Source organism: Polynucleobacter sp. MWH-HuK1 (assembly GCF_018881815.1).
Taxonomy (GTDB): Bacteria; Pseudomonadota; Gammaproteobacteria; order Burkholderiales; family Burkholderiaceae; genus Polynucleobacter.
Genome location: NZ_JACVPP010000001.1, coordinates 17,692 through 43,540, shown reverse-complemented (window position 1 = coordinate 43,540; position 25,849 = coordinate 17,692). Strand labels below are relative to the sequence as shown.

The window sequence follows — 25,849 nt, the reverse complement described above, 5'->3', positions numbered from 1 at the left end:
ACAAAATAAGCAGTTTCCATTTTTTGAGAGCATAAAGTGATAAAAAAGCTACTGGTTACTGGTGCGAATGGTTTTGTTGGAGAGCGACTGTGTCGTGAAGCTTATGCGAGGGGCTTGGAAGTAAAGGCGGTGACACGAGAGGCATGTAATTTGCCAAATGTAGATCATTGCCTGAGTGTTGGGTCAATAGACCAAAATACTAATTGGCGGAACGCATTGAGCGGGTGTGATGTGGTAGTTCATCTTGCAGCTAGAGTGCATGTCATGCGGGAAACCTCTAACGATTCAATGTCCGAGTTTCGTAAGGTCAATACGCTAGGAACACTGAACCTTGGCAAACAAGCTGCGCAGGCTGGTGTGCGACGCTTTGTGTTTGTCAGTTCCATCAAGGTCAATGGCGAGTTGACAAACGGTTCACTTCATTTTGCTTGCGATGACGATCCTGCGCCAGAAGATGGCTATGGCGTATCAAAGGCTGAGGCTGAGGCGGGATTGTGGCGACTGGCACAAGAGACGGGGATGGAGGTGGTCATAATTCGTCCTCCTTTAGTGTATGGTCCGGGGGTTAAGGGTAATTTTGCAAGTCTGTTGGCTTGGGTAAGGCGAGGCTTGCCTTTGCCTTTGGGTGCGATTACCCAAAACCGCCGCAGTTTTGTGGCGCTTGATAATTTGGTGGATTTGATTCTGACTTGTATTGATCACCCCAAGGCTGCAAATCAAATATTCTTGGTTAGTGATGGAGAGGATCTATCGACAACGGAGTTGTTGCAAAGAATCGGCAATGCCATGAACCGACCAATTCATTTACTGCCAGTACCTGCTGGCCTTTTGGTATTTCTTGCTGGATTTTGGGGTAGGAGAGCTGTGATTCAACGTTTGCTGGGCTCTTTAAAAGTGGACATGGGCAAGACCTGTGAGCTGCTTGAGTGGAGGCCGCCAGTCTCGGTGGACGAAGGGCTGCGTAGAGCAGTCGAGCCGAGGGTATGATGTTGCGGTTTTTGGATTTTGCATTTTCTTTACTTGGGCTCATCTTGGGGGCGCCGGTATTTTTGGTGATTTTTGTGTTGGGGTTGTTTGATACAGGTTCGCCGATCTTCCGCCAGCAGCGGGTTGGTCGCTATCAAAAGTCTTTTACCTTAGTCAAGTTTCGAACAATGCAGTCAGACACTGCTTCCGTTCCATCTCATTTTGCTGATGCTTCTGCAATAACTCCTTTGGGCGTCTTTTTGAGGCGAACTAAACTCGATGAACTGCCTCAACTGTGGAATGTGATGAAGGGCGAGATGAGTCTAGTTGGTCCCCGGCCTTGTTTGCTCAGTCAGAATGAGTTGATCCGTGAACGCGACGCCCTTGCTGTCTTTGATTCGAGACCTGGCATTACGGGGTTGGCTCAGGTGAGCAATATTGATATGTCGACACCAAAGCTTCTGGCTGAGACGGATGCACGTATGTTGCAGAATCTAACCTTGGCTATGTACTTTAAGTACATATTCATGACGTTAGGTGGCAAAGGTACTGGTGATAGGATTAAAAATTAAAGCTGGATTTTTCCAATCAACCGCTAAATTTATGATTTGAAAATGCCAGTAAATCATGCAACGAAAATATTGACTTTCTTCCAAGGGGAATCAAGATACTCATCGTTCTTCCATTGAATATTGAGCTTTGCTTGCTGACGGTCTAGCTGGCCATTATTTACATTTTGATGGTCTGATGCCTTAATCACTCTTGCTGCTAGAGTTGGTAGCGGTGATCGCGGTTGCTTATATCATCAATTTAGCTTGTACTGCGCCATCTTTAGATTCGCCTATGGTTATTGTCTTATGCGCTGGTATATACGACACACTTTTGGATCATTGGACTGAAGAGATACCACGATCAGTTGGCAAAATTCAATCAGTGCTGTTGTTTGTGGGAATGATCTATCCCAATTGGTGACCAAGTATTTCTTTAATGGCTGGTTGCGAAAAATGGCATCTGGAAGCTGGCCAAAGATAGTATTGATTTATGGACATCGGTCTCCAGCTTGGCAGATCGCGTCCGGCTTAAGTGGGGGTTTCGAGATTAAGTCGGTTAGTTTTGTGGATGAGAATCGTCGTTTATGGAAGGGGGGTTAGTAATCGTTTATCGGTGCTTGCGCTGATTCACTATGATCGGGGAATTACTGAAAAGTTGCTTGTTATTCCGTCTGCAAGTCGAGCTCGTCCAAAAGAAATATTCACGACGATGTTTGTTTTGCCTTTGTAAGCGCGTATCTTGCCGGGTTTGTCACATCTGGTAAATGGCTTAGTAAAGATTGAAGATATTGGCGAAGTTGAGATTGAAAATATGCTGACTTGAGATCCTTTGTAGGCAAGCAAAGATCTGTTGCACCAGAATTTAACAGGTGCGAGTGGATTAATTGGCTCTGAATTGTGCCGGTAGAGTCTGTTGCAGTAACCTAAGACATTAGTCTTGTTTGAGCTCAGCGAGTTTGCGCTATATGCTAATGATCGTGAGTTGACCTTGCTGTGAACGTTTGTAAATATTGTGACGGTGCTGGGGTTAGTGCTGGATGCCAATAAGCTGGGTAGGATCTGCCGACGCTTTGGTGTACAGGCGGTATTTCATGAGGCAATCTATAGGCATGTGTCCACGATTGATATGAACCCGGCTGCAGGGGTTTGGAATAATGTGTTTGGCACCTTGCGTGCCATTGGAACGGCTTTTAAGTATGGGCTTGAAGCGTTTGTGTTGACTTCGGCTGACAAAGCAGTGCGTCCCACCAACGTAATGAGTTGCTATAAGCGTTTGGTTAAATTGGTGCTGCAGGCTAAAAGCATGCAAGAGATCCCGTTGGGCTTGTATGCTATCTAGCATATCATGGTGCGCTTTAGCAATGTGCTAGGTTCCAGCTGTTCGGCGTGCCAGCATTTCAGATTAAAAAGTTTTTGATTCAGAGGGGCGTTAGAAGCCCACGTTTGAAGTGCCCTTGCTGTTCCCAAACAGGAAACGGGCGCTCTATTTTATAAATGCACTCAAGAGGCTTTCCGGAAGTTGTTTGTTGATTTGAAATCGTTTTCCATTCCAATCTTGATGAGCGCGCCCGCTTTTTGAAGTAAATGCGCCATCAGATAATCCCGATTTAGGCGCCTATATCCGTTGAGTGCGATTTGTTCGCGCTCCGTGTCGTGCGTTAAATAATATTTTATTTTATCTATCAGTTCATCGGCGTTTCTGTAGGACTCGATCTCACTTCCAATCTCAAAAAAAGTCTCTAGGTAAGGGCCGCCATCCGAAATTTGCATTACGCCGTTTGCGGGCAAATCAAAAAGGCGATACCCGCCGACGGTATAGTCTCCCCGGTTATGCACGTTGATACCGATTTTCGTCCGCTGGTATAGTGAAACGTATTGCTCGAATTGGAGCGGCTTGACCCAGCCGGGGAAGCCGAATTTCAAGTTGAAGTAAGCATTTCTTTTCAGGTTAGTAAGTCCATACAACTTCATTCGTCGACCGAATGCCTTCTTTACCGCTGCGATCAACGGCATCTTGTTTGGCGCAAGTGCGCCAACGAAGGCAATATCGATGTCCCGATCTTTTGATTTGATGTCTTCTTCTGTCATGCTTCGATCACAGAGTGCGTCAAAAGATCCGAGAGGCCAGAAATCAATCCGCTTTGCCCTGCAATAGCGGAGCTTTTCATCGATCTGCATATCTTTGCTGTAAGCTGGGGAATGATACAGCACATGGTCGAAGGCATGTAGATAGGCAAAGTCACGATCATAGGCTGCCATGGGCCCATCATTGATCCGCAATACTTTATAGATGCCCAGTTTGCGCAGATAGTCAGGATGGTAAGGATTATATGTATCGACCATCAATGCATCGGCCTGCTCTGTCCGAATTTTCTCTTCTATATTTGCATACAGCCGGGCCAGGCCGGCGCTGTTCTCAAAATAAAGATTGTCCAACAATTGCGCGCGCATAAATAAGCTCGATTTTTCATATCCGGCATGGTTGAACGGAATAAACGTATATTCAGCAGTGGAGGCGGCTGCAATCTCGCGCTCCCAATAATCAGCCTCAAAGCCGACCTTGCCGAATGAATAGATGATTTTCATTGATGACTTTTAACGAGTGCCCAAGGAATTTAGGTATGAAGAGTTTGTTGCGGAATCTTATCGCCACACGACGGATAACTCCTTGGTACTAGCTATTACATTAATCGTATCTTCGCCCTTAAGTACTTCACGCATTGCGGCAAGGCTGCCATATTCTTTGCCAGTATGTACGTCCCAAAAGCGATACTCCAAATCTGCAATAATTTGCCAAGGGTTAGTGGATGAATCCGCAAAATGATAAGCCCCGACCTCAGCAATTAGAATTGGCTTAAATTTGCGCAACAACTCTCTGGCCCCATCAAAAACGGCATACTCATTTCCATCCACATCAATCTTAATAAAGTCTAATTTGCTAAGTGACTGTTGAGCGGCCCAGTCATCCAGTCTAATGAAGTCTACAACGCTCGATTCTTGAGTCTGTGAACCATTTGTCTTCCAGCTTGCCCTATAGGAAATCTTCTGCAGTGGTTGACTCTGATTTGAAAGAGCCACTTGATAAAGATGAAGGTTGGTAAATTTATTCAGCGCAACATTTCGTTGCAGTTTTTTGAATGCATAGTTAGTTGGCTCAAATGCATATACCTTCCCGCCATTACCAACCAACCATGCAAATCGTAAAGAATGTGCCCCAATATCAAGCACAACCCAATCCCTTTGGCACAGTATGTTAATGGCCGATGTAACATCTTTTTCAAAACGATTAACGTATAAACACACATCAATCAATTCGCTCAAATCTAAATCAAACGTAATTTGATCGACTGTAGTTACAACTTTCCTTCCGCGAACATACCAAAGAAATGCATTCCACATACACTCCCTTATAACCCTTGCAGGAATATGCTGCCAAACTGAAGTTGCTGTATCTATAAACCATTTTTTCATTTTGTTTCCACAATCTTATTCGAAAAAATTTTGTATTCAGGAAAGGTGGCAAGTATATTCAAGTGACGATTGGTAAGTAGCTCATGGTTCTCTGAGTATTTCGGAGCCTTTCCAGTGAAAGACTCGTAGCTAATGTTCTTTACGTTACAGGACTCCCCATCTTTTGAGATAGTGTAAATGTCGATTTCTGGGCGAAGCGCTCTAAGGAAATCCAACGCAAAGTTTGTTGGTTCGAAAAATTCACCAGGCCCCAGTTCATACCAGCGTAGTGCTCTGGCAGGTTGTATCGTCCACCCATCAAAGCCGATCAGATAGGCCTTTTTGAATCCCATGTAATACGCCAATGACAATGCCGCATGAAAAGAACCGCCAAATAGATCAAAATTCCCAAGTAGCGCATCTGTCTTATTTCTAATTTGTGGCAACCCCCGATAAACATAGTGAATATTTTTACCGGTTAGCGCAAATCTGTTTGATAGGCTAACGAAAAACTCCTTTTCCGGAGTACTTACAATAAGGTTCTTGTATTCATTCGCTATATGAACAAGCTGATGTAGGTAAGTTATATTGGGCTGGAATAACTTTGGTACGAATAACCATGGCTCTGTAATTAAAATATATTTGACATCTAACTTGTGAAAATCTTTGTGAAATGGAATTTGTCCACAACAAATTGCAGGGTGATTAGAAAATTCACTTAAATTAAACCATTTGATAGATGGGCCATCGCCAAAAATATAGCAAGTTTTCCCTTTATGAAGATTGCTAAACCGCTTTAGCCCGGGCGTAAATATCTTGGCGGCCAGGTGTTTTACGTTCATGCCACCTTATGCCTCAGGACCCAGTCCCCATCCGCTCGCGCCCACAGATGTGGAGAGCGGAAGCGATCAGCAGTTTCGAAGAATTGTTTTTCGGATATGTTGATATATTCGAGGAATTCCTTGAAATACTTTTGGGGGAATTCCTGATCATATTTATGTACTAGATGCACTCCTTCCTCGCGAGTGATCTTGCCATTCCTTATTTCTTGCGCTGCATCGTATGTAGCTCTGCCGATGCCAAATTTTATTAGTGTGGTGAAATAGTGAAACATGTCTATCTGGTCATCGATGCTGCTGTACTTTGAATACGTGCCTTCAGTTCGTTCGCTGTTAGCCTGGAAGCCGGTATTCTCGACCGCATAGTAGTAGCACTCTTGCGGATCCCACTTAAGGTAGTAGCCGAGGTAATGCACTTCAACACCCTTGTTTTCAAGGAAATCCGCGCTCGGCGGAATATAGGGTGCGAAGTCGTTTAGATGATATTTGCCTTCAGCGATGATGTCTTTGACCGGCTTTCCTCCCAGAATCATTTCTTCCGGATTTCCCACGGAGAAGAATTTACGATCCATAGTTGGCACATAGTTGTCATTGGGATTGTTGCCGTATTCAGCCTGGTTCTCGCCGTACATGACCAATTTCACTCCAAACTTCGCCGCCATCGCCGGACCGATAATGCGCTGACCGACAATGAACGGCTGGAACGGATGGAACAGATTGAGAAAAGCCTGCTGTGTAAGATAGCGATGCAAACGTCCATTAGGAGTAAAAAGGATATTGTCGAGCCCCCCCACATGCATCCAGTTCTCGAAATTTTTCCAGCCGATCTGGGTGTATTTGTGGGGCGCCCAAGTGACGGTAAGCGGGTTCATTCCATATTTGTATTTAAGGATATGCGAGGTATATGCGCTATCTTTGCCGCCGCTGCCCGGCACGATTACGTCATAACCACCATCATTGCGTCGATGTTGATCCAGCAGCTCAATCAATGATTTCTCGCGCTTTTCCCAGCTTATTTGTTTTTCTTTTATTTCATGATATCGACAAGCATCGCACACGCCTTCGTTGTCAAAACCTATTGTTGCTTTCTTCTCGTCTTGTTTGTGCTTGAACTCGACGGACGAGCTCGGCCGCTGGTTCGAGATAACGCAGTGTTTGCAAAAAATCACTTCTTCAGGAAGTCCAAAATAAGGCTTACTCATTGCTGACCCCAGTATTTAACAAATACTTATAAAGTTATTTAAAAGATGTAGACCGCTCGGGCCGCTCTTTTCCGGATGGAATTGAGTTCCCCACAGTTTACCTCTTTGTACTGCTGCCACGATGTCATGCCCAAGGTAATTCACGGTTGCACTTAGGTTGTCTGGCTTAACCCCGGCTGCTGCATAACTGTGTACGAAGTAGAAACGCATCTCGCTGTCAGTTAGTCCTGCAAACATCCCATTTCGCCCCAGTTCGGTCGGGCTGACTCTGGACCAAGCAATATGTGGAAGTCGTCCTTCTTCTGGCAAAATGGAAATGATGTTAACCGATCCATGGATCAAGCCCAAGCCATCGGTCGGCACAAACTCCGTTCCTTTGTTGAACAGCATTTGCATACCTAGACAGATGCCCAACACAGGGCGACCTGTACCAATATATTTCTTTATTAACTCAACCAAACCGGACTTCTTCAAATTGTCCATACCATGTGGGAATGCCCCAACACCCGGGATTACTAAGCCATCAGCCTGCATGACAGATGATTCATCATGGACCACTTCCGCATTGGCTCCGATCGCCCGCAGGGCATTGCTCACACTACGTACATTGCCAAGTCCATAATTCAAGACAACGATTTTCTTCATTTCATCCTACCCGCTTTTGCAGACTCAATACTATCCCGCAAATCGCTAGCGCAAGCTGTCTTGTAATGCAATGCCGAGGCAAAGCACAAACCGCTGGGCTCGGTGACCTCAAGAAGCTCATTGATGTGTTTGGGTTGACCATAACCGCCGCTGACAATGACAGGAATCGACACCGCATTGTTTACCGCTCGCACCAACGGGATATCAAAACCGGATTTGGTTCCTTCCTTGTCAACCGAGGTAAGCAGCAGTTCTCCTGCGCCAAGTTCCTGCAATCGACGCACCCAATCCAGTACCTGAACACCGGTCTTTTCTCTCCCGGTCTCAATGTATGCTTCCCAGCCGTTCGCCGTATGTTTGGCTTGCACCGAGGCAACAACGCATTGGCTGCCATATTGCTTTGCTACCTTTTCAATCAATTCCGGTTCGCGTATTGCAGCAGTGTTGAGCGCAACCTTGTCAGCCCCGGCATCCAGAGCTTTTTCGACATCGTACAGATTACGCAAGCCACCTCCGATGGTAATAGGCACAAACACCTCTTCCGATGCTTTCTGCAGCACAGAAAACAGGTTGTTCCTATTGTACAAACTGGCAACAGCATCTATGAGTATGATTTCATCAATTCCTGCTTCATAGTAGGCCTTGGCTAACTGGTTAGGATCGCCAACCTTGCGTAAGCCCTCCAGGTGGATGCCCTTGATAACGAACTGGTTCTTCACATCAAGTCGCGCAATAACTCTCATTTTGAGTATTGGTCCACATCAAAGTGATGCATGTTCTTCTCAATCCAGCGCACGGTCTGCTCCAGGCCCTCCCGGAACGGAACAGCGCTTTTCCATCTGGTCAACTTATGAATTCTGGAATTGTCCGCAAGCAGACGATTCACTTCGCTCTTTTCTGGGCGAATACGTGTGTCATCTGTGATGATTTGCGGCTTACGGTCAGTTATCTCGCAAAGCATTTCTAGGGTTTCTGCGATCGACCATTCTTCACCAGAACCGATATTCACTACTTCACCTTGCGCTGCCGGACATAATGCCAGCGCCACCATTCCGCGTGCCGTGTCAGTTGCAAAATTGAAATCCCGGGTCGGATGAAGTGATCCCAGCTTGAGTTTCTGTTTGCCCGCAATCAACTGGCTGGCTATGGTTGGGATGACTGCCCTAGCTGTTTGACGTGGGCCAAACGTATTGAATGGCCTTGCTGTTACAACCGGCAAATTAAATGACAGATAAAAGCTTTCAGCCATCTTGTCGGCGGCTATCTTGCTTGCAGAGTAGGGCGATTGCCCAACCAAGGGGTGGTTTTCCGATATCGGAACTGTTTGCGCAGATCCGTACACCTCAGAAGTTGACACATGCACCAACCGCGTGAGCGCATCGCTCTCACGACAGGCTTGGAGAATATTTAGGGCGCCCATAACATTGGTTTCTACATATGATCTGGGGGCGTCATAGCTGTAAGGAATGGCAATGAGGCTGGATAGGTGGAATACGTAATCACAACCTTTTACCCCTTGACGGATGCGTTCTGCGTCACGAATATCGCCCGTGTACAACTCAATTTGGCTCAGAATGGATTCAGATAAATCCGTCAACCATCCGCTCGCGTTCCATGAGTTGTAATAGACTAGGGCGCGAACCCTTGCCCCTTCGTTGACAAGAATCTCCACCAGGTGACTACCGATAAATCCGTCTGCCCCGGTAACAAATACACTTTTTCCTTTGAGTGACTCACTCATTATTGATCTCCATCTTTGAGAAGTGAATTCGGGCCTTTTCCAGGTCGCTAGGTGTACCGATATCATTCCAATATTCGTGTACTGGAAATACCGCGACCGGCAATTTCTTTGTAAGGCAGATATTGACAAGATCTGTCATGTTGCTATGTATGTTCTTCTCTAAGTGAATCAGCGCTTGTGGAGAAAGTGCGTAAATACCCGCATTACACAAGAATCGTTCCGAGGGTTTTTCAACCAGTCCGGTAATAAACGCGCCGTCTGTCCGTATTACTCCATACGGGACATGAACTCGATGGTCTATTGCTGCAATAGTAATATTTGCCGCATGTGCGTTGTGAAAATGATAAAAACTATCAAGGTCTGACGTGGTCAGGATATCGCCGTTCATCACAAGAATAGGTCCTGTTGGGTGCTCCGGCAGCAACGTCAATGCTCCGGCAGTCCCCAGCTTTTCCTGCTCCCTAAGATAACTTATTTCTATCCCAAAGTCTTCACCATTGCCGAAATACTCCTCGATGATGTGACCCAGGTAATTTACTGAAATGTAAACGCGGGGAATCCCAATCTTGACCAGCCGTTGAATTTGACGTTCGAGTAAGGGTGCGCCGCCTATTTCAACCATCGGCTTGGGAATAGTCTCCGTCAATGGCCTCAGTCGCGTACCTTCGCCGCCCGCCATGATTACCGCAAAACTGAATCCCACTGCGTTGTCGGATATGCTGTCATTCAGATCCATATCCATCAAATGAATCAGCCGCAAGTATTTTCTATCGCGATCCAGCAAGGGGATCGCAACCACATTCCCGCGGCGCATCAAATCCTTGATGTATCCGTCCGAAGATCCCTCTTCTGCCGAAAGTGGGTTGGGATTCATAGCGATTGCTACCTGTGCATCCAGACTGCCTCCCGCGAGCAAATGACGACGAATGTCTCCGTCCGTCAGGGTTCCAGTCAAGCGGTTCTCTGCATCGACGACTACCGCCATACGCCTAGGGCTGATCTCAATAGCCCGAACAGCATCAATTAATTTTGCCTCGTGGCGAAGCGGCTTCTCAATCACCTGAACCAACCATCGTGAGTTTCTCCTTTGAGCGTCATCCGCTTGCGTATGATCTTGGGATCAAGGGAAACGGTTGCCAATACATTGGCAATTTTGGGGCCGGCATCGCCAAGCCAGTAAGGGTTTTCCGAATTTCGGCAGGCGGACCTGAAGTCGTCGTCGAACAAGCATTTTTTCATCGCCCTGGTGATTGAATTGTCGTTATAGTCTGCGTCGATAACATTCTCCCCGCGCAATCTTCCTTCCTGGCGTGAGCCTATATTGACTGTTGGACATCCGAAAGCTGGTGTTTCCTTCAGACCTGAAGATGAATTCCCTACGCATGCAACCCTTATCGAGGGATTGCGTGCGAGTGCCAACACGCCATGATAAAGATGCCGCCCAAGAGAGCGTCGAATTTGCGTTCCGGCAATCATCCTTGCCCCATACTCTTCCAGCATCTTGATAATTGCTTGTCCTCCGGCATCATTGTTCGGATATGTGAGAATCGTCTGCACTCCCTCCGCGGCCAATCTCTCTATTGCCTTCAGCGAGGGCTCAAGTTGCGATCCGGCGTGATCAAATTCGGTGCTCACCGAATGTTGGGTAAACAGCATAATGGGGCGGGATAAATCAAGACCAAGCTTATCGACAATTTCATTCTCTTTGGCAAATCGGCCTTCAGATATCAAATCGATGGCGGGGAACCCAACTGTATGTACACGCCATGGTTCTTCCCCCATCGCCAGAATACGATTAGTTGCTTGCTGGTTGGTTGTAAAGTGAAGATGGGAGAGCTTGGTCATTGCATGGCGTACCGAATCATCCAGTGCGCCGCCTTCAGTCAAGTCGCCCCCTTCTATGTGTGCCGTGGGAATATTCATTTGACTTGCCGCAATGACGGCAGCCAGTCCCTCAAAACGATCGGCGTAAACCACCATCATGTCCGGTTTCAGTTCGTTCAGCGCGCGACTGATGGACAAAATTCCCGACCCGATTGCCTGGGCCGTAGCATAGAGCGTTGCAGCGTCCATTTCGATCTTGATCTCAGCGTCAATGCGGAAGCCATCTGCACGAATCTCGTCCAGAGTGCTTCCGAAATTTGGGTCAAGGTGTGCTCCGGATACCATCAAGCGGTAATCCATATCAGGATGGCGATCTATAGCGCGCAGTATTGGATACTGCAAGCCATATTCGGCCCGGTTACCTGTAAATACTGCTATCGTGCGACGCTTCATGATGATGTTCTTCTTTTCCTATTTGCAGCAAATCCGTAATACCTTCAGCCAGCGTTGTCCTTGGTTTCCAGCCGCAGGCAAGAGTGGTTTGGTTGTAATCCAGAATCAGGCAGGAATCTTTTCCTGCAATTGATTTGGCTTCGACTCGCCTGTGCGATTCCCCAGCGATTTCCAAGGCCATATTGGCTAATGTTCCAATGGATGTTCCTATTCCAGTTCCTAGATTATATAGGCCGCTTTCGCTACCTTTTTGATCTCGCCCTAGGGCCAGCGCAACAATTCCATCGGCAGCATCATCGGCACTTAGGAAATCCCTGATAGGGCTAGCATCCATCACTTGCAGTGGGTCTACGCCGGGTATCTGGCGAAGAATTGCGCTCATCACGTTATTCTCTGACATTCCGCGTCCGTAGATATTAGCCAGGCGTACTACGACCCCTCCTCGCGTATCTAGTACTGCGCACTCCGATTGATGCTTAATTCGTGAGTAATTATCGGTTAACACAACCTTGTCGCTCGTCAAGTGCGGTCGTTTATCATTATCGCTATAGAGTACCGCAGATGACGCATAAATTACGCGGCTATATCCTTTTGCTAATAGCGCCATCAATGTTGACTGGATGCCTTCTTTATATGACTCGCCCATGCCTGCAACCTGACCTCGGTCGCAATTTTCTGCCAAATGAATTAATACGTCTCCGGCCGATGCTTGGGAATAATCGGACACCCTTTGCCAATTCGGGATGTTCTGCCTTGTCACGGGAACGAGCTCTACCTTATGCTTGTCACGAAGCAGTCGAACGATCCGTCGTCCTATAAATCCCGATGCGCCGGTAACAACTAGCTTCACGCTCCTGTTATCAGAGTACATTTGACTTCTTTATCTGAAAGCCTCGCGGTATATGCTCTTTTGCAGTTTTCCCAAGTAGACCCTCATAGTCCATGACAGTAAAATCACCGCCACCCGGACGTTTGACCCAAATATTTTCTTCGCTTAGTTTTTGTCCGGGTGTGATGTCGCGAATGGCCACAACTGAGGCAAATGCAAACGCAATCGTTGGCACTTCAGCTTCTACAGGGCCTTTTTCCCCGCCCCGTGCTGCAAAGATGATTTTTGACCCTTCGATCAGCTCATTCAGCGCGGTCGGGTCCATCGAACAAACAATATCGGGGCCGGGGCGATCCATGCGATCGGTAAAATGACGCTCCAATATTGATGCCCCAAGCGCTACTGAGCCTAGGCATGGATAGTTCGAAGTGGTGTGATCCGACAGACCGATTACTGCATCTGGAAAGAATTCTTTCAATTTGGTCATCGCCCCCAGTCGCACCAGTTCGGGTGGAGTGGGGTATACGTTTGTACAATGCATCAATGCATAAGGGATTTTTTCCTTGCGCAAGATTTCGACTGATGGCCTTATCGATTCGATTGTATTCATGCCGGTACTAATAATAACCGGTTTGCCAAAGCGGGCTATATACTTAATTAGCGGATAGTTGTTGCATTCTCCCGATCCCACCTTGAATGCCGGAATATCGAACTTGACTAGTCTGTTCACTGCGGCACGTGAGAACGGTGTGCTTATGAAAATCGCACCACGTTGCTGCACATACTTCATCAGCGAGTATTCATCAGTCTCGGAAAGTGCACACCGCGCCATGATCTCGTAGATTGAGACATCCGCATTACCTGGAATCACCGCTTTTGCCTCATCAGACATTTCGTCTTCTACTATGTGTGTCTGATGTTTGATGATCTCAGCGCCGGCATGGACAGCGGCATCAACCATCTGAATGGCTGTATCAAGTGACCCCTCATGATTAATTCCGATTTCTGCGATAACCACCGGTGGATGATTGTTGCCAATCCATCGGTCTGCAATTTTAAATTCAGCCATTACTTACCTCCCAAAATAATTTCTGCACGGCAGATATCATCTTCAGTATCGATATCTAGACTATCCTCAGTATTCATTACAAAAGGGATGCTTCCATTCGACGGGAAGCCGCCTCTTGACTTGAATTCTGATGCTCGGAATACATAGATTGCACCATTGGGAGCAAACACTTCGGGCAGATCCTGACGGCGAGCATTGGAAAGCTTCTCATCAAATAATGACTGCAAGCGCCCCTTTTCATCCAATGTAAACATCTTGAATGGCGATTTCTGTACTTCAGATACACTTACAAGCGATTGTCCCTTTGCGGCCAACATCTGTTCGAGTGCATCGTCAATATGATGGGATGTGCGAAGTGGCGAGGTAGGTTGCAAATACACAATATATGGGTCTTCCTGTAGCAACGTATCAGGAAGCATGCTCAGGAAATGCTCAACAACCGCAATAGCCGAAGCAGTATCCGAAGCAAATTCATCTGGCCTAGCAATCCCAATTGCTCCTAGAGTTCTCGCATGCTCCAAGATTGTTGCGTCATCCGAAGAGATGTATACATTGTCTGCATAGTTGGAATGCTGTGCCGCCAGAATAGTAAAATCTATAAGCGACTTCCCTGCTATTGTTCTCATGTTCTTCCTGTATACGCCTTTTGACCTGCCGCGGGCCGGAATAAGACAAACGACGGGAGTTGTATTCAGCCCCAAGATTACCCAACTTTCTTTATCGATAGTGAGTACATCATCATAACCATTTACCTTGCGCAGTCCCAATTGCCGGAGACAATCCTTGCGCAGAAATCTGCCCGCTCTCCAATTGCACGATCAAATCACAATTCTGGAGGGTAGAGAGTCGATGGGCAACCATAAGGATGGTCAAGTTGCGATTCAGATTTTCTATCGCCGCCATAACCGAATTTTCCGTATCCGTATCCAGCGCGCTGGTCGCTTCGTCAAAAATGAGGATCTGCGCCTTCTTGTACAGTGCTCGTGCAATTCCGATTCGCTGGCGCTGCCCCCCGCTCAGCCTGACACCTCTTTCTCCGACAACAGTGTTGTAACCATCAAGTGAGCCCTCAATTAAGTCAGTCAACTGCGCCTGTTCTGCAGCGTTCCTTACAAGTTCATGATCGATCTCGTTGGGCGCCACTCCAAATGCGATGTTTTCGGCAATCGTGGCGTCCGACAGGTATATTTGTTGTGGCACATGCGCAATTACAAGCTGCCATGATCGAGTGTTTTCTTCTGTAAGCGGATTGCCGTCTACAATGATCTGTCCGCACGTCGGCTCAAGCAAGCGCATGAATAAATCCAGTATGGTGCTTTTCCCGCTGCCAGTTTTGCCGACAAAACCGATTCGGGCGCCCTTGGGAATGGAGAGCGAAATGTCTTTTAGTATCCAGGGGCCCTCCATGCTATATCGAAAGCAGACTGACTCGAAGCGCGCTTCCTTCTTAAACGAAATCGGCTTGGGTTGTGGTTCATGAATATGGTTGGGCAATGACTGATCCAGAAGTGCCAGAACATCTTTTAACGTTGCTTGGCTGCCGGCAACAACTGACCAGTTGCCATATAGTTGCTGCAACAGGGGCATCAGCCGCTGCGCCCCTAATGCCAGTGCGCCCAGTATCGGCAGTGCGGCTCCGATGCCCCCCTGATGTTTGCTGAGGCTATAGGCGAAGATGGCGACCATTATCATACCCAGGGCCTCCATTACATACCGGGGGCCCAAGGTGATACACTGGTTTTCTCCTGTGGATTTCTGTAGTTGCTGTATCGAATTCCTAAAGATATTGGTGTAAGTGGATTGAGTCCCATCAAGCAACACATCGCGTATCGCACCCAAGCCTTCCTGCAATGTTTTAACGACCTGCGTCTGCTGTTGCGCTATGCACTGGCTGTTTCGCTTCAACCGTATACGCGTCTTCCAAGCAATAAGTCCATAGCCTGTTCCAAAACAAACCATTGCAACTGTAGCTATGTAGGGGTCGATTAAAAACAGTGACAACAGTATCGCAATAAACAGTATGGATGAAGTAGCGACAGTGATTAATGAGGTTAGTACGCTTGTCGCCGCAGTAACTTTTTGGGTAATTCCGCTAATGATTTCGCTGCTGCTACGCGCAACATGTACCAGATAGGGCTGATACAGCGTTTTTCGGTAGACTTCAACGCTCAGATCGGCCCCGGTAACGTTGGATAGGCGGATGCTGACCCAAAGCAGCAACAATCGCAGGACCGCAGCAACGATAGCAGCTACCGAGAATGCTACCGCTAGCGGTAGCACCAAGTCACTCGGTGTGGTTATCCCCATCCACTGTATGTATCGGGACAATATGGGTAAATTGAACACCCGCTCCGGCTCGGTCAGTATTCCGATAAACGGCACCACTGCGCCGAGGCTGACCACTTCCGCAACGGAAGTGGTCAGGGTCAAAGCGATCATCAGTACGAATTGGAGGCGTCGCTGTGGACTTATGTGCCGAAACAACTGAGCCAACAGTGTGCTCAGTTTTTCCGGAGATTGTGCATATGGGTATGTCATATTCCACGCTTCTTGTTCATTGCGTATCTGTAGATCGGTTTTGCTAGCGAATAGCTCATTTCAGCTTTTCCACATACCATTGCATTGCGACCCGTAGTCCCTCGCCTATGCGATGGGTTGGCTGGTAACCCAACAACATTGAAGCCTTTGTAATGTCTGCTAGTGAGTGCCGCACATCCCCTGCACGAAAATCTCGATATATGGGTTTGGCCTCTTGAATATGAGGGAGCAGCGGCTGGAGATTTAAACGCAACTGTTCATATAGCTGGTTGAGAGTGGTACGATCCCCGACGGCAACGTTATAAATCTCGTTCACCGCATCCGGGCGCTCGGATGTTGCGGCCAGTAGATTGACCTGCCGCACGTTCTCGATAAAGCAAAAGTCACGGCTAGTTTCACCGTCTCCATTGATGAAGATGCTTTCGCCCTTGATCATGCAGGAGATCCACTTCGGAATTACCGCGGCATAGGCTCCATCCGGATCCTGGCGCGGGCCGAATACGTTGAAATAACGCAAGCCGATTGTATTGAAGCCATAAGTCCTGGCAAAAACATCGGCATATAACTCGTTCACATACTTGGTTACTGCATATGGCGACAACGGCTTCCCGATTTTATCTTCGACCTTGGGCAAGCCGGGATGGTCACCGTAAGTGGAGCTGGAGGCGGCATACACAAAACGCTTTACCTTTGCATCGCGTGCGGCAACGAGCATATTGAGGAAACCGCTGATATTTGTTTGGTTGGTAATTATGGGGTTCTCAACCGATCGCGGCACGCTGCCGAGGGCGGCCTGATGCAAAACGTACTCGACGGGATTTTCACCCCCTCCCACCAAGCGGGAGGGAGAAAATCGCATGGCTCGGCGGCAGTCTTCTAGGTTGCGAATGTCGCCTTCGATGAACTGGAAATTGGCCCACTGTTTCCCGCTGACCAATGATCGAACCTCATCCAGGTTGCGCTGATGGCCGGTGGCAAAGTTATCCAGCCCTACAACACTTTGGTCAAGCTTGAGTAAAGTCTCAAGCAGATTGCTGCCGATAAACCCGGCTACGCCTGTAACAAGCCATGTATGTGGCTCGGTCGCAAGACGGCCTTTCAATTGTAGATATGAGCCAGTCATCGTTACAGTCGCCACAGTTTGTAACCCGCAGCTTCAATCGTTTCTTGCTGGTAGGCAGATTTGATGTCGATGAAAGCGCCACCCGGTTTCAATTTGGATAACAGTCGTGATACCGGTTGGCTGGTGTATTCAGCATGCGATACTGCCGCAACGATAGCGTCGACCTTGGCCGGTAATGTATCCCACGGGGTCATAGTGATGCCATATTCATGCAAGGCTTCCCTGGGATCAGCCAACGGGTCATGAACACTGACATCGCAGCTAAACTCTTTTAGCTCTTTCACTAAATCGGCGACTTTGCTGTTGCGCAGATCCGGGCAATTCTCCTTGAAGGTCAATCCAAGTACAATGACTTTTGAACCCTTGACGGCGCCGCCAGTTTGGATAATCTGCTTTACCGTCTGCTGCGCAACATAAGCTGTCATACCATCGTTGATTCGGCGACCCGCTAGAATGACCTGCGGGTGATAACCCAACATTTCGGCCTTATGCGTAAGGTAATAGGGGTCAACCCCGATGCAGTGCCCTCCCACCAGACCGGGGCGGAATGGTAAAAAGTTCCATTTGGTACCTGCCGCCTTCAACACTTCCAATGTATCGATGCCGAGCTTATCGAAAATGATGGCCAGTTCATTCATAAGTGCAATGTTCAAATCGCGCTGGGTGTTTTCGATGACCTTGGCCGCTTCGGCCACCTTGATGCTGCTCGCTGGATAGACTCCTGCAGTGATGATGGAATCGTAAACTGCGCTTACCGTTTTTAATGTTTCCGGCGTATCTCCGGAAACGACCTTGACGATCTTAGTTACTGTGCGCTCTTTGTCACCCGGGTTGATCCGTTCTGGACTGTAGCCAACAAAGAAATCTTTTTTCCATTTCAAGCCTGAGTGTTTCTCGATCAAGGGGATGCAGATTTCTTCTGTCGCGCCGGGATAGACCGTGGATTCATACACAACGATCGCACCCTTCTTTATGTATTTTCCGACCGCAGTGCTAGACGCTACTAAAGGCGATAAATCTGGGATGTGCGCCTCATCCACCGGGGTTGGTACAGCTACTACGATGAAATCTGCATCGCGCAAAACTTGCGGATCAGTGTGGCAAGTTAATTGGGTCGCTGCGCGCAAATCCTCCGAGTTCACCTCTCCCGTCGGATCCATAAAGTTCCGGTATGCCGCTACCTTCTCTTCAGAGAGATCCAGACCTACTGTGTGGAATTTCTTTCCAAACTCGACCGCTAAAGGCAAGCCGACATAACCTAAACCAACGACTGCTATTTTCATCTTAAGAACTTCTTTCTTCTATTGACCGAGCAGACCCGGTACGCACCAATATTCCCCGCTTGACACTACTAAAGAACGCGTCTGCCTGACATGACGTAGTCTGAGAGACGGCATTAGAAGCTCGGTAACCCTCCTGCACCCTTAATCTCGAAGCGCCATATCGGTTTTTTACATACCGTACAATAGGCCAAAGAGCTTAATCAAAAGTATATAGATTACGAGGGCTAGTTTACTATTTCAGCAATGGTTAGGTATATATAGCTTCACTAGTAACTGCGAAATATAAGCTCGATTTTATAATAAGCACTAAAAAGTAGTGATTACCTTGAACTGGAAAAATAAATGCAGTTTCTTTGCAAGAATAAACTCTTTTCGATCCTGTATTTTTTGACGGTACTTGCAGTTCTTATAGCGGTATACAAACTGGGTTTCAAGGAAGCTGTTAACCAAATAACTAGCGAGCCAGAACGTTTGAGAGATGTAACTTTCCGCATATGGGACAACTACGATCCATCTAATCATGGCTTTCTTGTTTTTTATTCGTTAGAGGATTTTAAAAAAAATATTGCATATTCAAATCATTCAACAGCATATTTGTTGTATATGTATGTTCTTTATAAAATAGAAATGCTAATTCCTGCTTTTCAGATGCGAGTAGTTAGCGCCTTGATCAATATGCTCTCGCTGGCTGGAGCAGTGTTTTATATAATTGCTAACATCACCAAAAAAAGCATCAGTCTTAATAAGGGCTTTCTTGTTTTGCTTTCGGTAATTTTTATGCTGTCGATGCCTGGCTATTGGATTTCAGTGGCTCGATTTAATGTTGATAACGCGTTCCCATTGATTTTTACCATATTGGTATTACTCGCTTTTTTTATTTGGAAAGATAAAGGAGGTGGCAAAAGGGTTTGGGGCTCACTTTTATTATTCGCGATATTTTCCCCTATTTCAACAGTAGTTACTGGGTTAGCGCTGTACCTATATTCGTTTCGATATGACGGTCTCAATATAAAGCTATTTAAGTTGGCATCTGTATCTGTATTAATAGGGTGTGTATTTTACCTCCAGGCACCTATTTTATTGAAGATTCTTGGTTTTACGTCGTCAAACAGTGGATGGCTATTTAGGTCTGGACTTGATGGCAACTCTGCTTACTTTTCTAATGCATTTTTGTCTGTTGTTTCGCCGCACTTCCCTAGACCTCTCCATATTATTGCCATCCCTATTTTATTGCTTCTCGCGCAGGTAGTGTATTCCCGATCAGCTGCTGGTATCGCGAAACTGGAAGGTGAAGATCGCGATGAGGGCATGACTTCCTCAGGTATGGAAGTTTTCAATTTTCTTATTTTTTCTCAATACATATTTACATTGCTGCTTTGGCCACAAGCAATTTCTATTCACCCTTACCTTTATGACTACATATTTCTCGCTCCCACTTCGGTGCTAATTATTTTAAATTTTTTAAACTTTCCAGGGCATTTTTATCTTTTGCGACTATGGGTATTAATACTGCTTTTCTTAATATCTTTTAATTTTCAGCAAATAGCACAGTCAAAGTGCGATGGTTGTTACTACCCCGCTTGGGGCGCAAGTAATTGAGGTCTTATTGGTGAAAAAAATCGCCATCCTTCAATCCAACTACATACCCTGGAAAGGCTACTTCGACATGATCGCCGCCGCGGATGAATTTATCCTTTACGATGACATGCAGTACACGCGGAGGGACTGGCGCAACCGGAATCAGATTAAAACACCAAATGGTGTGGAGTGGCTTACGGTTCCCGTTCAAGTCAAGGGCAAGTATAAGCAGAGGATAAATGAAACTATGATCGATGGGTCTGACTGGGCCTTAGCACATTGGAAAGCATTGGTACAAAACTATTCTCGCGCGCAACATTTTGATGAAGTTGCGACATGGCTTGAGCCTCTTTACATTCAGCGTTACACCCATATCTCACAACTGAATCGCCGCTTCATCGAGGCAATCTGTCATTACCTAGATATTAAAACTACCATTTCCAATTCATCGGACTTCACTCTGCTTGACGGTAAGACCGAACGTTTGGCCGATCTTTGTATGCAGGCTGGCGGCACCGAATATATCTCAGGCCCTTCGGCCAAGAATTACGTGGATGAACACATCTTTGATGATATGGGCATTAAACTTACATGGTTTGATTACGTGGGCTACCCACAATACCCGCAACTTTGGGGTGAATTCACTCATGGAGTCACGATTCTCGACTTGCTGTTTAATTGCGGCAAGGATGCTCGTCGATATATGAGGTATGTATGCAAATGAAGCTTTCGATTGTTGCAACACTTTACCAATCCGCACCCTACATCATCGAGTTTTATGAACGAGCGAGCGCCGCTGCTCAGCGGTTGGTAGGAGATAATTATGAGATTGTCTTAGTGAACGATGGCTCCCCCGATAACAGTCTTGATATTGCAGTTCAGTTAAGCCAGGGTGATTCCTGCGTCACAGTGGTTGACTTGTCGCGGAATTTTGGTCACCACAAAGCCATGATGACCGGTTTGGTACACGCTTCGGGGGAGCGTGTATTTCTTATCGACAGCGATCTGGAGGAGGAGCCCGAATGGTTAGATATTTTTTCGGAAAAAATGGCCAGCGAAACGTGCGACGTGGTGTTTGGCGTACAGGTGCAGCGCAAAGGTGGTTTTTTTGAGCAAGTGACGGGTAGATTTTTTTACCCCTTGTTTCGGATGATGACGGGCATTGCACAACCCAATAATATTGTTACTGCTAGGTTGATGTCCAAGCGTTATGTAGATGCCTTGCTGCAACACCAAGAGCGCGAGTTGAATATTGGCGGCTTGTGGATCATTACTGGCTTCAAGCAATGCCAGCAAACTGTGCTCAAGCATGCCAGCAGCCCGACCACTTACTCTCAGTCACACAAATTCAGTCACTTTGTTAATGCAGTCACTTCTTTCAGTAGTTTGCCCTTGGTATTTACGTTTTACTCGGGATTGGTTATTTCACTCTCCGCATTGGGTTATATCGCGTACCTGACTTTCAGATATTTGTTTATAGCATCACCGCCAGGTGGGTACACTTCGATTATCGCTTCAATATGGCTTTTTTCTGGGTTGATTATTTTCTTCGTCGGTATACAAGGCATTTATATTGCCAAGGTTTTCTCTGAGGTGAAGCAACGCCCTTACACAATTGTTCGCCAAATATATAAACTTGTCCCAAATCAGACTTAAAAAAAGATCATCGTGCCTATTATTCCAACAAAGTCCTATGGCGTTCTCCAGCAGAATCAGTGTTGCTCGACGCTTGATGAAGCCGCTGAGCAAGTTAAAAATCTGGGCTATGCTATTATCGACGCAGGCTACACAGCAGATGAACTACAAAGTCTTTCAAAAGAGTTCAACCGCACCCGGACCAACTATGTTAATACATATGGCGAGTCCAAGCTGAAGAGTTTAAATGAGTTTCATACCATTCGTTCACCGCTAACGCATGGCGGGGCAGCATTTTTAAAACTTGCGCTGAATGCGAATTTATTGTCTATAGTGAAAGAATTAATTGCTGGCAAATTTATTCTCAATCAACAAAATGGAGTTATTAACCCTCCAAAGGAGGGCTATAACCAAGGTGCATGGCACCGCGATCTGCCATACCAGCATTTTGTATCTTCGCAGCCGCTAGCCATCAATGCTTTATTTTGCGTAGACGATTTCACATTTGAGAACGGAGCCACCTTTGTGCTACCATCATCACACAAGTATGAGGTTTTTCCTTCGGTCAGCTATATCCAGAGAAATGCAATTCAAGTTGCCGCAAAAGCAGGTTCATTTATCTTGCTTGACTGTATGGTGTTTCATGCGGGTGGGTTTAACAATACAAAAGAAGAGCGCCGTGCGGTGAACCATGTTTATACCATTCCATTTTTCAAGCAGCAAATTAATATCCCAAAGAATATAGCGCACTTTGAAAAATTATCTGCAGAGGCTAAAGATTTATTGGGTTTAAATTATATTGAGCCAGCGTCGGTTGCCGATTATCTTGATTCGCGAAATTCCAAAGATACTGATCCAACTTAAATTGCAACTAAAGGCTAGGTAACAATATGGTGCTACCGCCGGGAACGTTGCTTCAATTAATGTATCTACAGGAACGCATACGTTTAATTGTGCCGGGTCGTTTTATAGAGATCGGACCAGGGAGCGGAGAAATTACAAAGCTCCTATTGGATCACGGTTGGAGCGGATACGCATACGACCTGGAGGAAAAAACTGTCGCGGCGCTTAAAGAGCGTTTTGCCAATGAAGTCGCCATACGCAGTTTGACGCCCATCCATGATAGTTTCCACTCTGCAACGCTGCCCAACTCTGAAAAAGTAGACTTGATTATCTCAAGTATGGTGATGGAGCACCTGGAAGATGGGGAGCAAATTACTTTTATGCAAAGGGCGTCGGAGAGGCTTAAGTTAGGTGGTATGCTGATTGGTTTAGTGCCAGCATCTCCCGCTGATTGGGGTATTGAAGACGACATCGCCGGACATTACAGACGCTACACGAAAGAAAGTATTACCAGCTTAATGGCATCTACGGGCTGGAAAGTCCAGCACATGGCTGCCTTGACATTCCCGGTATCTAATCTATTGTTGCCAATATCAAATTTTTTAGTGAATCGGAGTGAGCGCTCAAAATTAACCTTATCACCGCTAGAAAGAACCAAGCAATCAGGTCAACGTCAGGTCAAGTTTAAAACCTATTTCCCCGCAATGCTTGGACTGCTACTTAATAAGATAACTCTATTCCCTTTGCATTTGCTTCAAAAAATGTTCACCAAATCTGATCATGCACTTGTACTCTACTTTGAGGCGTATTTAAGCCCAGGTGCCAATAAAAAATGATCAACTTTGCTAATACAGCGCTTGCATCAGAGGTCTCAGCGCATTACTCAGCAAAGTTTGCCGAACATGGCAAGACAGCCAGTGGCAAGGATTGGAATGGTGAGGAGATTTGGAAGCTTATTTTTTCCATAGGCTCTTTTTTAATCATTGACCTCGATTATGGCTACATTACTCTACATAACTGTTTGACCAATGAGAAAGCAAGTTTTTCTTATGAGGGTGTTAGTGTGTTCGACGACTTGGATCAAGTCTCTTTACAACGCTACCAAAGTAATGTGCAAGCCCGTTTTATTTTAGTCGGTGAGTCGACTCAAGTCGCTGATTTCGGCGTAAAGAATGTTATCTTTAATGTCGTCATTGGCAGATCTGATGACGAATGAATATGTTGAGTTCATAATGGATTTACTTGACCAAAAAAGCGATGTTGGTTCCGTCTTCAACCACCTGACGTCCTATTTTGATAAAAACAAGATGCTCAACTATCTTTATAGTGTTGATCCTTGTGTGCTGTTATCTGCTCAATGTGGTGCTGCTCCGCGATTATGGTTTACATGATGAATTCACGATCCTAGTAAGGAAGTATTAATGAAAAAATCACTAGTAATCTTTGGTACTGCTGAAGTCGCCCAACTAGCACATTTTTATTTCAGCACTGACTCAGAATATGAAGTAGTTGCATTTACGGTTGATGCTGACTATCGAATGGAAAGAAAATTTTGCGATCTCCCGGTAATTGCATTTGAGGAGGTAACTAAATACTACACGCCAGAGCAATGTGAGATTTTTATTGCCCTCGGCTATTCCAAACTCAATGCAATTCGGAGGGAGAAATATCTAGCAGCCAAGGCATTGGGATATCGAATAGCCAGCTTCATTAGTTCGCATGCCACGTTGCTCAATGAGGGTCAAGTTGGTGAGAATTGTTTAATATTGGAAGACAATACTATTCAACCGTTCGTCACCATCGGAAATAATGTCACACTTTGGAGTGGCAATCATATTGGTCACCACTCAACTATTAGGGATCACTGTTTCATTGCATCTCATGTGGTAGTTTCAGGTGGTGTTGATGTGGGTGAGCAATGCTTTATAGGTGTAAATGCAACGCTGCGCGACCATATCAAGGTCGGTGAAAGGTGTGTAATTGGCGCCGGCGCCTTGCTACTTGGGGATGCAGAATCTGAGGGGATTTATATTGGCGCCGCTACAGACCGTGCTAAAGCGCCGAGCACAAGGCTAAGAGGGATTTGAGCATGAAGTGGCAAAAATGCGGTCTACTGTATTGTCCTTCTGGGGCTGACCGACACCCCAAACTGCTGTCACACGCCGCAAATCCCCTGCCGGTATTGATTCATGGGGATGTCTATCGTATTTTTTTTAGCGGCAGGGATGCTAATAACCGATCTTCTGTAGGTGCAGTCGATGTCGATATCGTCAGACGTAAAATCATTAAAGAGCATAACCAACCTTTTTTTGAGAATGGACCTGAAGGAAGTTTTTATGCCGATGGCGTGAGCATTGGCAACTGCTATGAAGTAGATGGAAAACATTACATGCTGTTTATGGGATGGCAGACGCCGCAAAGCAAACATTGGCGAGGTGATGTGGGTCGTCTGATAGTAAAATCAGATCTGACTTTAGAGTTGGATAGTGATGCCCCTTTAATGACTTCAAACGTTGTCGATCCGATTAGCCTTTCTTACCCATGGGTGCTTGGAGGCGAAATGGGTGGATTCAGGATGTGGTACGGCACAACATTAACATGGGATGCTGGCAATGGTGAGATGTTGCATGTAATTAACTGTGCGTCATCCGCTGATGGGCATCACTGGAGTCGTGAAGGTCTAGCTGTTCCCTATAAGCTCGGTATAGCCCAAGCGTTTTCAAGACCTGCTGTAGTTCGTGATGCTAAAGGTGAATATGCGATGTGGTTTTCCTATCGTGGTGGTATGGGGCAGAAATACCGCATTGGATATGCCATCAGCAAAGATGGTAAGTCATGGGTATTGGCTTTAAATGAAGCAGGAATCGATGTTTCGGCTGATGGCTGGGACTCAGAAATGATAGAGTACCCATTCATTTTTGACCATAAAGGTCAGCGATACATGCTCTACAACGGGAATGGATATGGTTTGACTGGATTTGGTTTGGCCGTTCAAGCCTTGAAAGCTTGAGGGAAGCGAAAAAATGTGAAAAACTACCTATTAATTTTGCGGATTGTGCTTTTGGTGACATCTAACCAGTTGATTTTGAAGTTACGATCTAATAGAATAAGGTCTCATGTAAACATCGCAACTTTAGAGCGTCCCGCCATATTTGCCCGATCCAACAATCTTATTAGCATTCGCAGCGGCTTTGCTGAATTCATTTGCCAAGCCTTTATGGTTGCGCAACTGCCGTTGAAAGTGACATTTCCCGCGTACATCGATAATATATTTACAATG

28 protein-coding genes are annotated in these 25,849 nt (G+C 46.3%); 12 read left to right on the top strand and 16 right to left on the bottom strand.

Translation table 11 applies throughout. From position 1 onward, the window contains the following. Window positions 1–36: 36 nt before the first annotated feature. Window positions 37–987, top strand: a complete 951-nt coding sequence (locus tag ICE93_RS00185; protein ID WP_370624575.1) for a UDP-glucose 4-epimerase family protein — start codon at window positions 37–39, stop codon at window positions 985–987. Then, window positions 984–1,538 carry a sugar transferase gene (locus ICE93_RS00180; RefSeq protein WP_255554408.1) on the top strand — a complete coding sequence of 185 codons (555 nt, stop codon included), beginning with the start codon at window positions 984–986 and terminating at the stop codon, window positions 1,536–1,538. The genes ICE93_RS00185 and ICE93_RS00180 overlap by 4 nt, the downstream gene beginning before the upstream one ends. 53 nt (window positions 1,539–1,591) lie before the next feature. On the opposite strand, the gene ICE93_RS11345 is transcribed toward ICE93_RS00180, so the two are convergent. Further along, complete coding sequence (locus tag ICE93_RS11345) at window positions 1,592–1,726, bottom strand: hypothetical protein (RefSeq protein WP_255554406.1); 135 nt, start codon at window positions 1,724–1,726, stop codon at window positions 1,592–1,594. Window positions 1,727–2,085: 359 nt separating this feature from the next. Between ICE93_RS11345 and ICE93_RS00175 the strand changes: the two genes are divergently transcribed. Further along, the gene (locus ICE93_RS00175) at window positions 2,086–2,247 is read left to right on the top strand and encodes a hypothetical protein (protein WP_216184219.1); all 162 of its coding nucleotides are present in this window, start codon (window positions 2,086–2,088) and stop codon (window positions 2,245–2,247) included. Between the two features lie 282 nt (window positions 2,248–2,529). After that, entirely contained in the window at window positions 2,530–2,856 is a 327-nt protein-coding gene (locus ICE93_RS00170; RefSeq protein WP_216184216.1) for a polysaccharide biosynthesis protein, read from the top strand. 161 nt (window positions 2,857–3,017) lie between these two features. On the opposite strand, the gene ICE93_RS00165 is transcribed toward ICE93_RS00170, so the two are convergent. From ICE93_RS00165 to ICE93_RS00095, 15 genes are all read right to left on the bottom strand, one after another. Continuing rightward, window positions 3,018–4,103 (bottom strand): glycosyltransferase, encoded by a 1,086-nt coding sequence (locus ICE93_RS00165; protein ID WP_216184213.1) that lies wholly within the window; start codon window positions 4,101–4,103, stop codon window positions 3,018–3,020. A 57-nt stretch (window positions 4,104–4,160) separates the two neighbouring features. After that, entirely contained in the window at window positions 4,161–4,988 is an 828-nt protein-coding gene (locus ICE93_RS00160; protein ID WP_216184210.1) for an FkbM family methyltransferase, read from the bottom strand. After that, window positions 4,985–5,809 (bottom strand): hypothetical protein, encoded by an 825-nt coding sequence (locus ICE93_RS00155; protein WP_216184207.1) that lies wholly within the window; start codon window positions 5,807–5,809, stop codon window positions 4,985–4,987. The genes ICE93_RS00160 and ICE93_RS00155 overlap by 4 nt, the downstream gene beginning before the upstream one ends. Beyond that, window positions 5,806–7,008: an N-acetyl sugar amidotransferase gene (locus tag ICE93_RS00150; RefSeq protein ID WP_216184204.1), complete on the bottom strand. Its 1,203-nt coding sequence runs from the start codon at window positions 7,006–7,008 to the stop codon at window positions 5,806–5,808. Before ICE93_RS00150 ends, ICE93_RS00155 begins: the two co-directional genes overlap by 4 nt. 15 nt (window positions 7,009–7,023) lie before the next feature. Next, window positions 7,024–7,653 (bottom strand): imidazole glycerol phosphate synthase subunit HisH, encoded by a 630-nt coding sequence (hisH, locus tag ICE93_RS00145; RefSeq protein WP_216184201.1) that lies wholly within the window; start codon window positions 7,651–7,653, stop codon window positions 7,024–7,026. Continuing rightward, window positions 7,650–8,396 carry an imidazole glycerol phosphate synthase subunit HisF gene (gene hisF / locus ICE93_RS00140; protein ID WP_216861279.1) on the bottom strand — a complete coding sequence of 249 codons (747 nt, stop codon included), beginning with the start codon at window positions 8,394–8,396 and terminating at the stop codon, window positions 7,650–7,652. The genes hisH and hisF overlap by 4 nt, the downstream gene beginning before the upstream one ends. Continuing rightward, window positions 8,393–9,394 (bottom strand): SDR family NAD(P)-dependent oxidoreductase, encoded by a 1,002-nt coding sequence (locus ICE93_RS00135; protein ID WP_216184199.1) that lies wholly within the window; start codon window positions 9,392–9,394, stop codon window positions 8,393–8,395. Before ICE93_RS00135 ends, hisF begins: the two co-directional genes overlap by 4 nt. Beyond that, on the bottom strand, window positions 9,387–10,454 hold the full coding sequence (locus ICE93_RS00130; protein ID WP_370624615.1) for a nucleotidyltransferase family protein: 1,068 nt from the start codon (window positions 10,452–10,454) through the stop codon (window positions 9,387–9,389). The genes ICE93_RS00135 and ICE93_RS00130 overlap by 8 nt, the downstream gene beginning before the upstream one ends. Further along, complete coding sequence (gene neuC / locus ICE93_RS00125; RefSeq protein ID WP_216184193.1) at window positions 10,451–11,671, bottom strand: UDP-N-acetylglucosamine 2-epimerase; 1,221 nt, start codon at window positions 11,669–11,671, stop codon at window positions 10,451–10,453. Before neuC ends, ICE93_RS00130 begins: the two co-directional genes overlap by 4 nt. Then, the gene (locus tag ICE93_RS00120; RefSeq protein ID WP_216184191.1) at window positions 11,637–12,542 is read right to left on the bottom strand and encodes an NAD(P)-dependent oxidoreductase; all 906 of its coding nucleotides are present in this window, start codon (window positions 12,540–12,542) and stop codon (window positions 11,637–11,639) included. The genes neuC and ICE93_RS00120 overlap by 35 nt, the downstream gene beginning before the upstream one ends. After that, the gene (locus ICE93_RS00115) at window positions 12,532–13,569 is read right to left on the bottom strand and encodes an N-acetylneuraminate synthase family protein (RefSeq protein WP_216184188.1); all 1,038 of its coding nucleotides are present in this window, start codon (window positions 13,567–13,569) and stop codon (window positions 12,532–12,534) included. The genes ICE93_RS00120 and ICE93_RS00115 overlap by 11 nt, the downstream gene beginning before the upstream one ends. Further along, the gene (locus ICE93_RS00110; RefSeq protein ID WP_255554663.1) at window positions 13,569–14,270 is read right to left on the bottom strand and encodes a cytidylyltransferase domain-containing protein; all 702 of its coding nucleotides are present in this window, start codon (window positions 14,268–14,270) and stop codon (window positions 13,569–13,571) included. Before ICE93_RS00110 ends, ICE93_RS00115 begins: the two co-directional genes overlap by 1 nt. 37 nt (window positions 14,271–14,307) lie before the next feature. Continuing rightward, window positions 14,308–16,008: an ABC transporter ATP-binding protein gene (locus tag ICE93_RS00105; protein WP_216184183.1), complete on the bottom strand. Its 1,701-nt coding sequence runs from the start codon at window positions 16,006–16,008 to the stop codon at window positions 14,308–14,310. Window positions 16,009–16,162: 154 nt separating this feature from the next. Next, on the bottom strand, window positions 16,163–17,230 hold the full coding sequence (locus tag ICE93_RS00100; protein ID WP_216184180.1) for an NAD-dependent epimerase/dehydratase family protein: 1,068 nt from the start codon (window positions 17,228–17,230) through the stop codon (window positions 16,163–16,165). 2 nt (window positions 17,231–17,232) lie between these two features. Further along, window positions 17,233–18,513, bottom strand: coding sequence for a nucleotide sugar dehydrogenase (locus ICE93_RS00095; protein ID WP_216184177.1), 1,281 nt, complete (start codon window positions 18,511–18,513; stop codon window positions 17,233–17,235). 387 nt (window positions 18,514–18,900) lie between these two features. Between ICE93_RS00095 and ICE93_RS00090 the strand changes: the two genes are divergently transcribed. The 8 genes from ICE93_RS00090 to ICE93_RS00055 all read left to right on the top strand — a co-directional run bounded on the left by ICE93_RS00090 (window position 18,901) and on the right by ICE93_RS00055 (window position 25,579). Further along, window positions 18,901–20,112, top strand: a complete 1,212-nt coding sequence (locus ICE93_RS00090) for a hypothetical protein (RefSeq protein ID WP_216184174.1) — start codon at window positions 18,901–18,903, stop codon at window positions 20,110–20,112. Then, window positions 20,075–20,815 (top strand): WbqC family protein, encoded by a 741-nt coding sequence (locus ICE93_RS00085; protein ID WP_216184170.1) that lies wholly within the window; start codon window positions 20,075–20,077, stop codon window positions 20,813–20,815. The genes ICE93_RS00090 and ICE93_RS00085 overlap by 38 nt, the downstream gene beginning before the upstream one ends. Continuing rightward, entirely contained in the window at window positions 20,806–21,747 is a 942-nt protein-coding gene (locus ICE93_RS00080; RefSeq protein ID WP_255554403.1) for a glycosyltransferase family 2 protein, read from the top strand. Before ICE93_RS00085 ends, ICE93_RS00080 begins: the two co-directional genes overlap by 10 nt. Window positions 21,748–21,759: 12 nt before the next feature. Beyond that, window positions 21,760–22,590 (top strand): phytanoyl-CoA dioxygenase family protein, encoded by an 831-nt coding sequence (locus ICE93_RS00075; protein WP_216184166.1) that lies wholly within the window; start codon window positions 21,760–21,762, stop codon window positions 22,588–22,590. Between the two features lie 26 nt (window positions 22,591–22,616). Continuing rightward, a complete protein-coding gene (locus ICE93_RS00070) occupies window positions 22,617–23,405 on the top strand; it encodes a bifunctional 2-polyprenyl-6-hydroxyphenol methylase/3-demethylubiquinol 3-O-methyltransferase UbiG (RefSeq protein ID WP_216184163.1) in 789 nt (262 codons plus the stop codon). Continuing rightward, window positions 23,402–23,785, top strand: coding sequence for a hypothetical protein (locus ICE93_RS00065; protein WP_216184160.1), 384 nt, complete (start codon window positions 23,402–23,404; stop codon window positions 23,783–23,785). The genes ICE93_RS00070 and ICE93_RS00065 overlap by 4 nt, the downstream gene beginning before the upstream one ends. A gap of 205 nt (window positions 23,786–23,990) precedes the next feature. After that, a complete protein-coding gene (locus ICE93_RS00060) occupies window positions 23,991–24,656 on the top strand; it encodes an acetyltransferase (RefSeq protein WP_216184157.1) in 666 nt (221 codons plus the stop codon). A 2-nt stretch (window positions 24,657–24,658) separates the two neighbouring features. Next, window positions 24,659–25,579 (top strand): hypothetical protein, encoded by a 921-nt coding sequence (locus ICE93_RS00055; protein ID WP_216184154.1) that lies wholly within the window; start codon window positions 24,659–24,661, stop codon window positions 25,577–25,579. Window positions 25,580–25,849: the final 270 nt, after the last annotated feature.

Excerpts from the sequence above, each read along its gene's own strand:
- ICE93_RS00180 (WP_255554408.1), top strand. The coding sequence starts at position 984 with ATGATGTTGCGGTTTTTGGATTTTGCATTTTCTTTACTTGGGCTCATC.
- ICE93_RS00175 (WP_216184219.1), top strand. The coding sequence starts at position 2,086 with ATGAGAATCGTCGTTTATGGAAGGGGGGTTAGTAATCGTTTATCGGTG.
- ICE93_RS00165 (WP_216184213.1), bottom strand. The coding sequence starts at position 4,103 with ATGAAAATCATCTATTCATTCGGCAAGGTCGGCTTTGAGGCTGATTAT.
- ICE93_RS00160 (WP_216184210.1), bottom strand. The coding sequence starts at position 4,988 with ATGAAAAAATGGTTTATAGATACAGCAACTTCAGTTTGGCAGCATATT.
- ICE93_RS00155 (WP_216184207.1), bottom strand. The coding sequence starts at position 5,809 with ATGAACGTAAAACACCTGGCCGCCAAGATATTTACGCCCGGGCTAAAG.
- ICE93_RS00150 (WP_216184204.1), bottom strand. The coding sequence starts at position 7,008 with ATGAGTAAGCCTTATTTTGGACTTCCTGAAGAAGTGATTTTTTGCAAA.
- hisH (WP_216184201.1), bottom strand. The coding sequence starts at position 7,653 with ATGAAGAAAATCGTTGTCTTGAATTATGGACTTGGCAATGTACGTAGT.
- hisF (WP_216861279.1), bottom strand. The coding sequence starts at position 8,396 with ATGAGAGTTATTGCGCGACTTGATGTGAAGAACCAGTTCGTTATCAAG.
- ICE93_RS00135 (WP_216184199.1), bottom strand. The coding sequence starts at position 9,394 with ATGAGTGAGTCACTCAAAGGAAAAAGTGTATTTGTTACCGGGGCAGAC.
- neuC (WP_216184193.1), bottom strand. The coding sequence starts at position 11,671 with ATGAAGCGTCGCACGATAGCAGTATTTACAGGTAACCGGGCCGAATAT.
- ICE93_RS00120 (WP_216184191.1), bottom strand. The coding sequence starts at position 12,542 with ATGTACTCTGATAACAGGAGCGTGAAGCTAGTTGTTACCGGCGCATCG.
- ICE93_RS00115 (WP_216184188.1), bottom strand. The coding sequence starts at position 13,569 with ATGGCTGAATTTAAAATTGCAGACCGATGGATTGGCAACAATCATCCA.
- ICE93_RS00105 (WP_216184183.1), bottom strand. The coding sequence starts at position 16,008 with ATGATCGCTTTGACCCTGACCACTTCCGTTGCGGAAGTGGTCAGCCTC.
- ICE93_RS00100 (WP_216184180.1), bottom strand. The coding sequence starts at position 17,230 with ATGACTGGCTCATATCTACAATTGAAAGGCCGTCTTGCGACCGAGCCA.
- ICE93_RS00095 (WP_216184177.1), bottom strand. The coding sequence starts at position 18,513 with ATGAAAATAGCAGTCGTTGGTTTAGGTTATGTCGGCTTGCCTTTAGCG.
- ICE93_RS00085 (WP_216184170.1), top strand. The coding sequence starts at position 20,075 with ATGGTTGTTACTACCCCGCTTGGGGCGCAAGTAATTGAGGTCTTATTG.
- ICE93_RS00080 (WP_255554403.1), top strand. The coding sequence starts at position 20,806 with ATGCAAATGAAGCTTTCGATTGTTGCAACACTTTACCAATCCGCACCC.
- ICE93_RS00070 (WP_216184163.1), top strand. The coding sequence starts at position 22,617 with ATGGTGCTACCGCCGGGAACGTTGCTTCAATTAATGTATCTACAGGAA.
- ICE93_RS00065 (WP_216184160.1), top strand. The coding sequence starts at position 23,402 with ATGATCAACTTTGCTAATACAGCGCTTGCATCAGAGGTCTCAGCGCAT.
- ICE93_RS00060 (WP_216184157.1), top strand. The coding sequence starts at position 23,991 with ATGAAAAAATCACTAGTAATCTTTGGTACTGCTGAAGTCGCCCAACTA.
- ICE93_RS00055 (WP_216184154.1), top strand. The coding sequence starts at position 24,659 with ATGAAGTGGCAAAAATGCGGTCTACTGTATTGTCCTTCTGGGGCTGAC.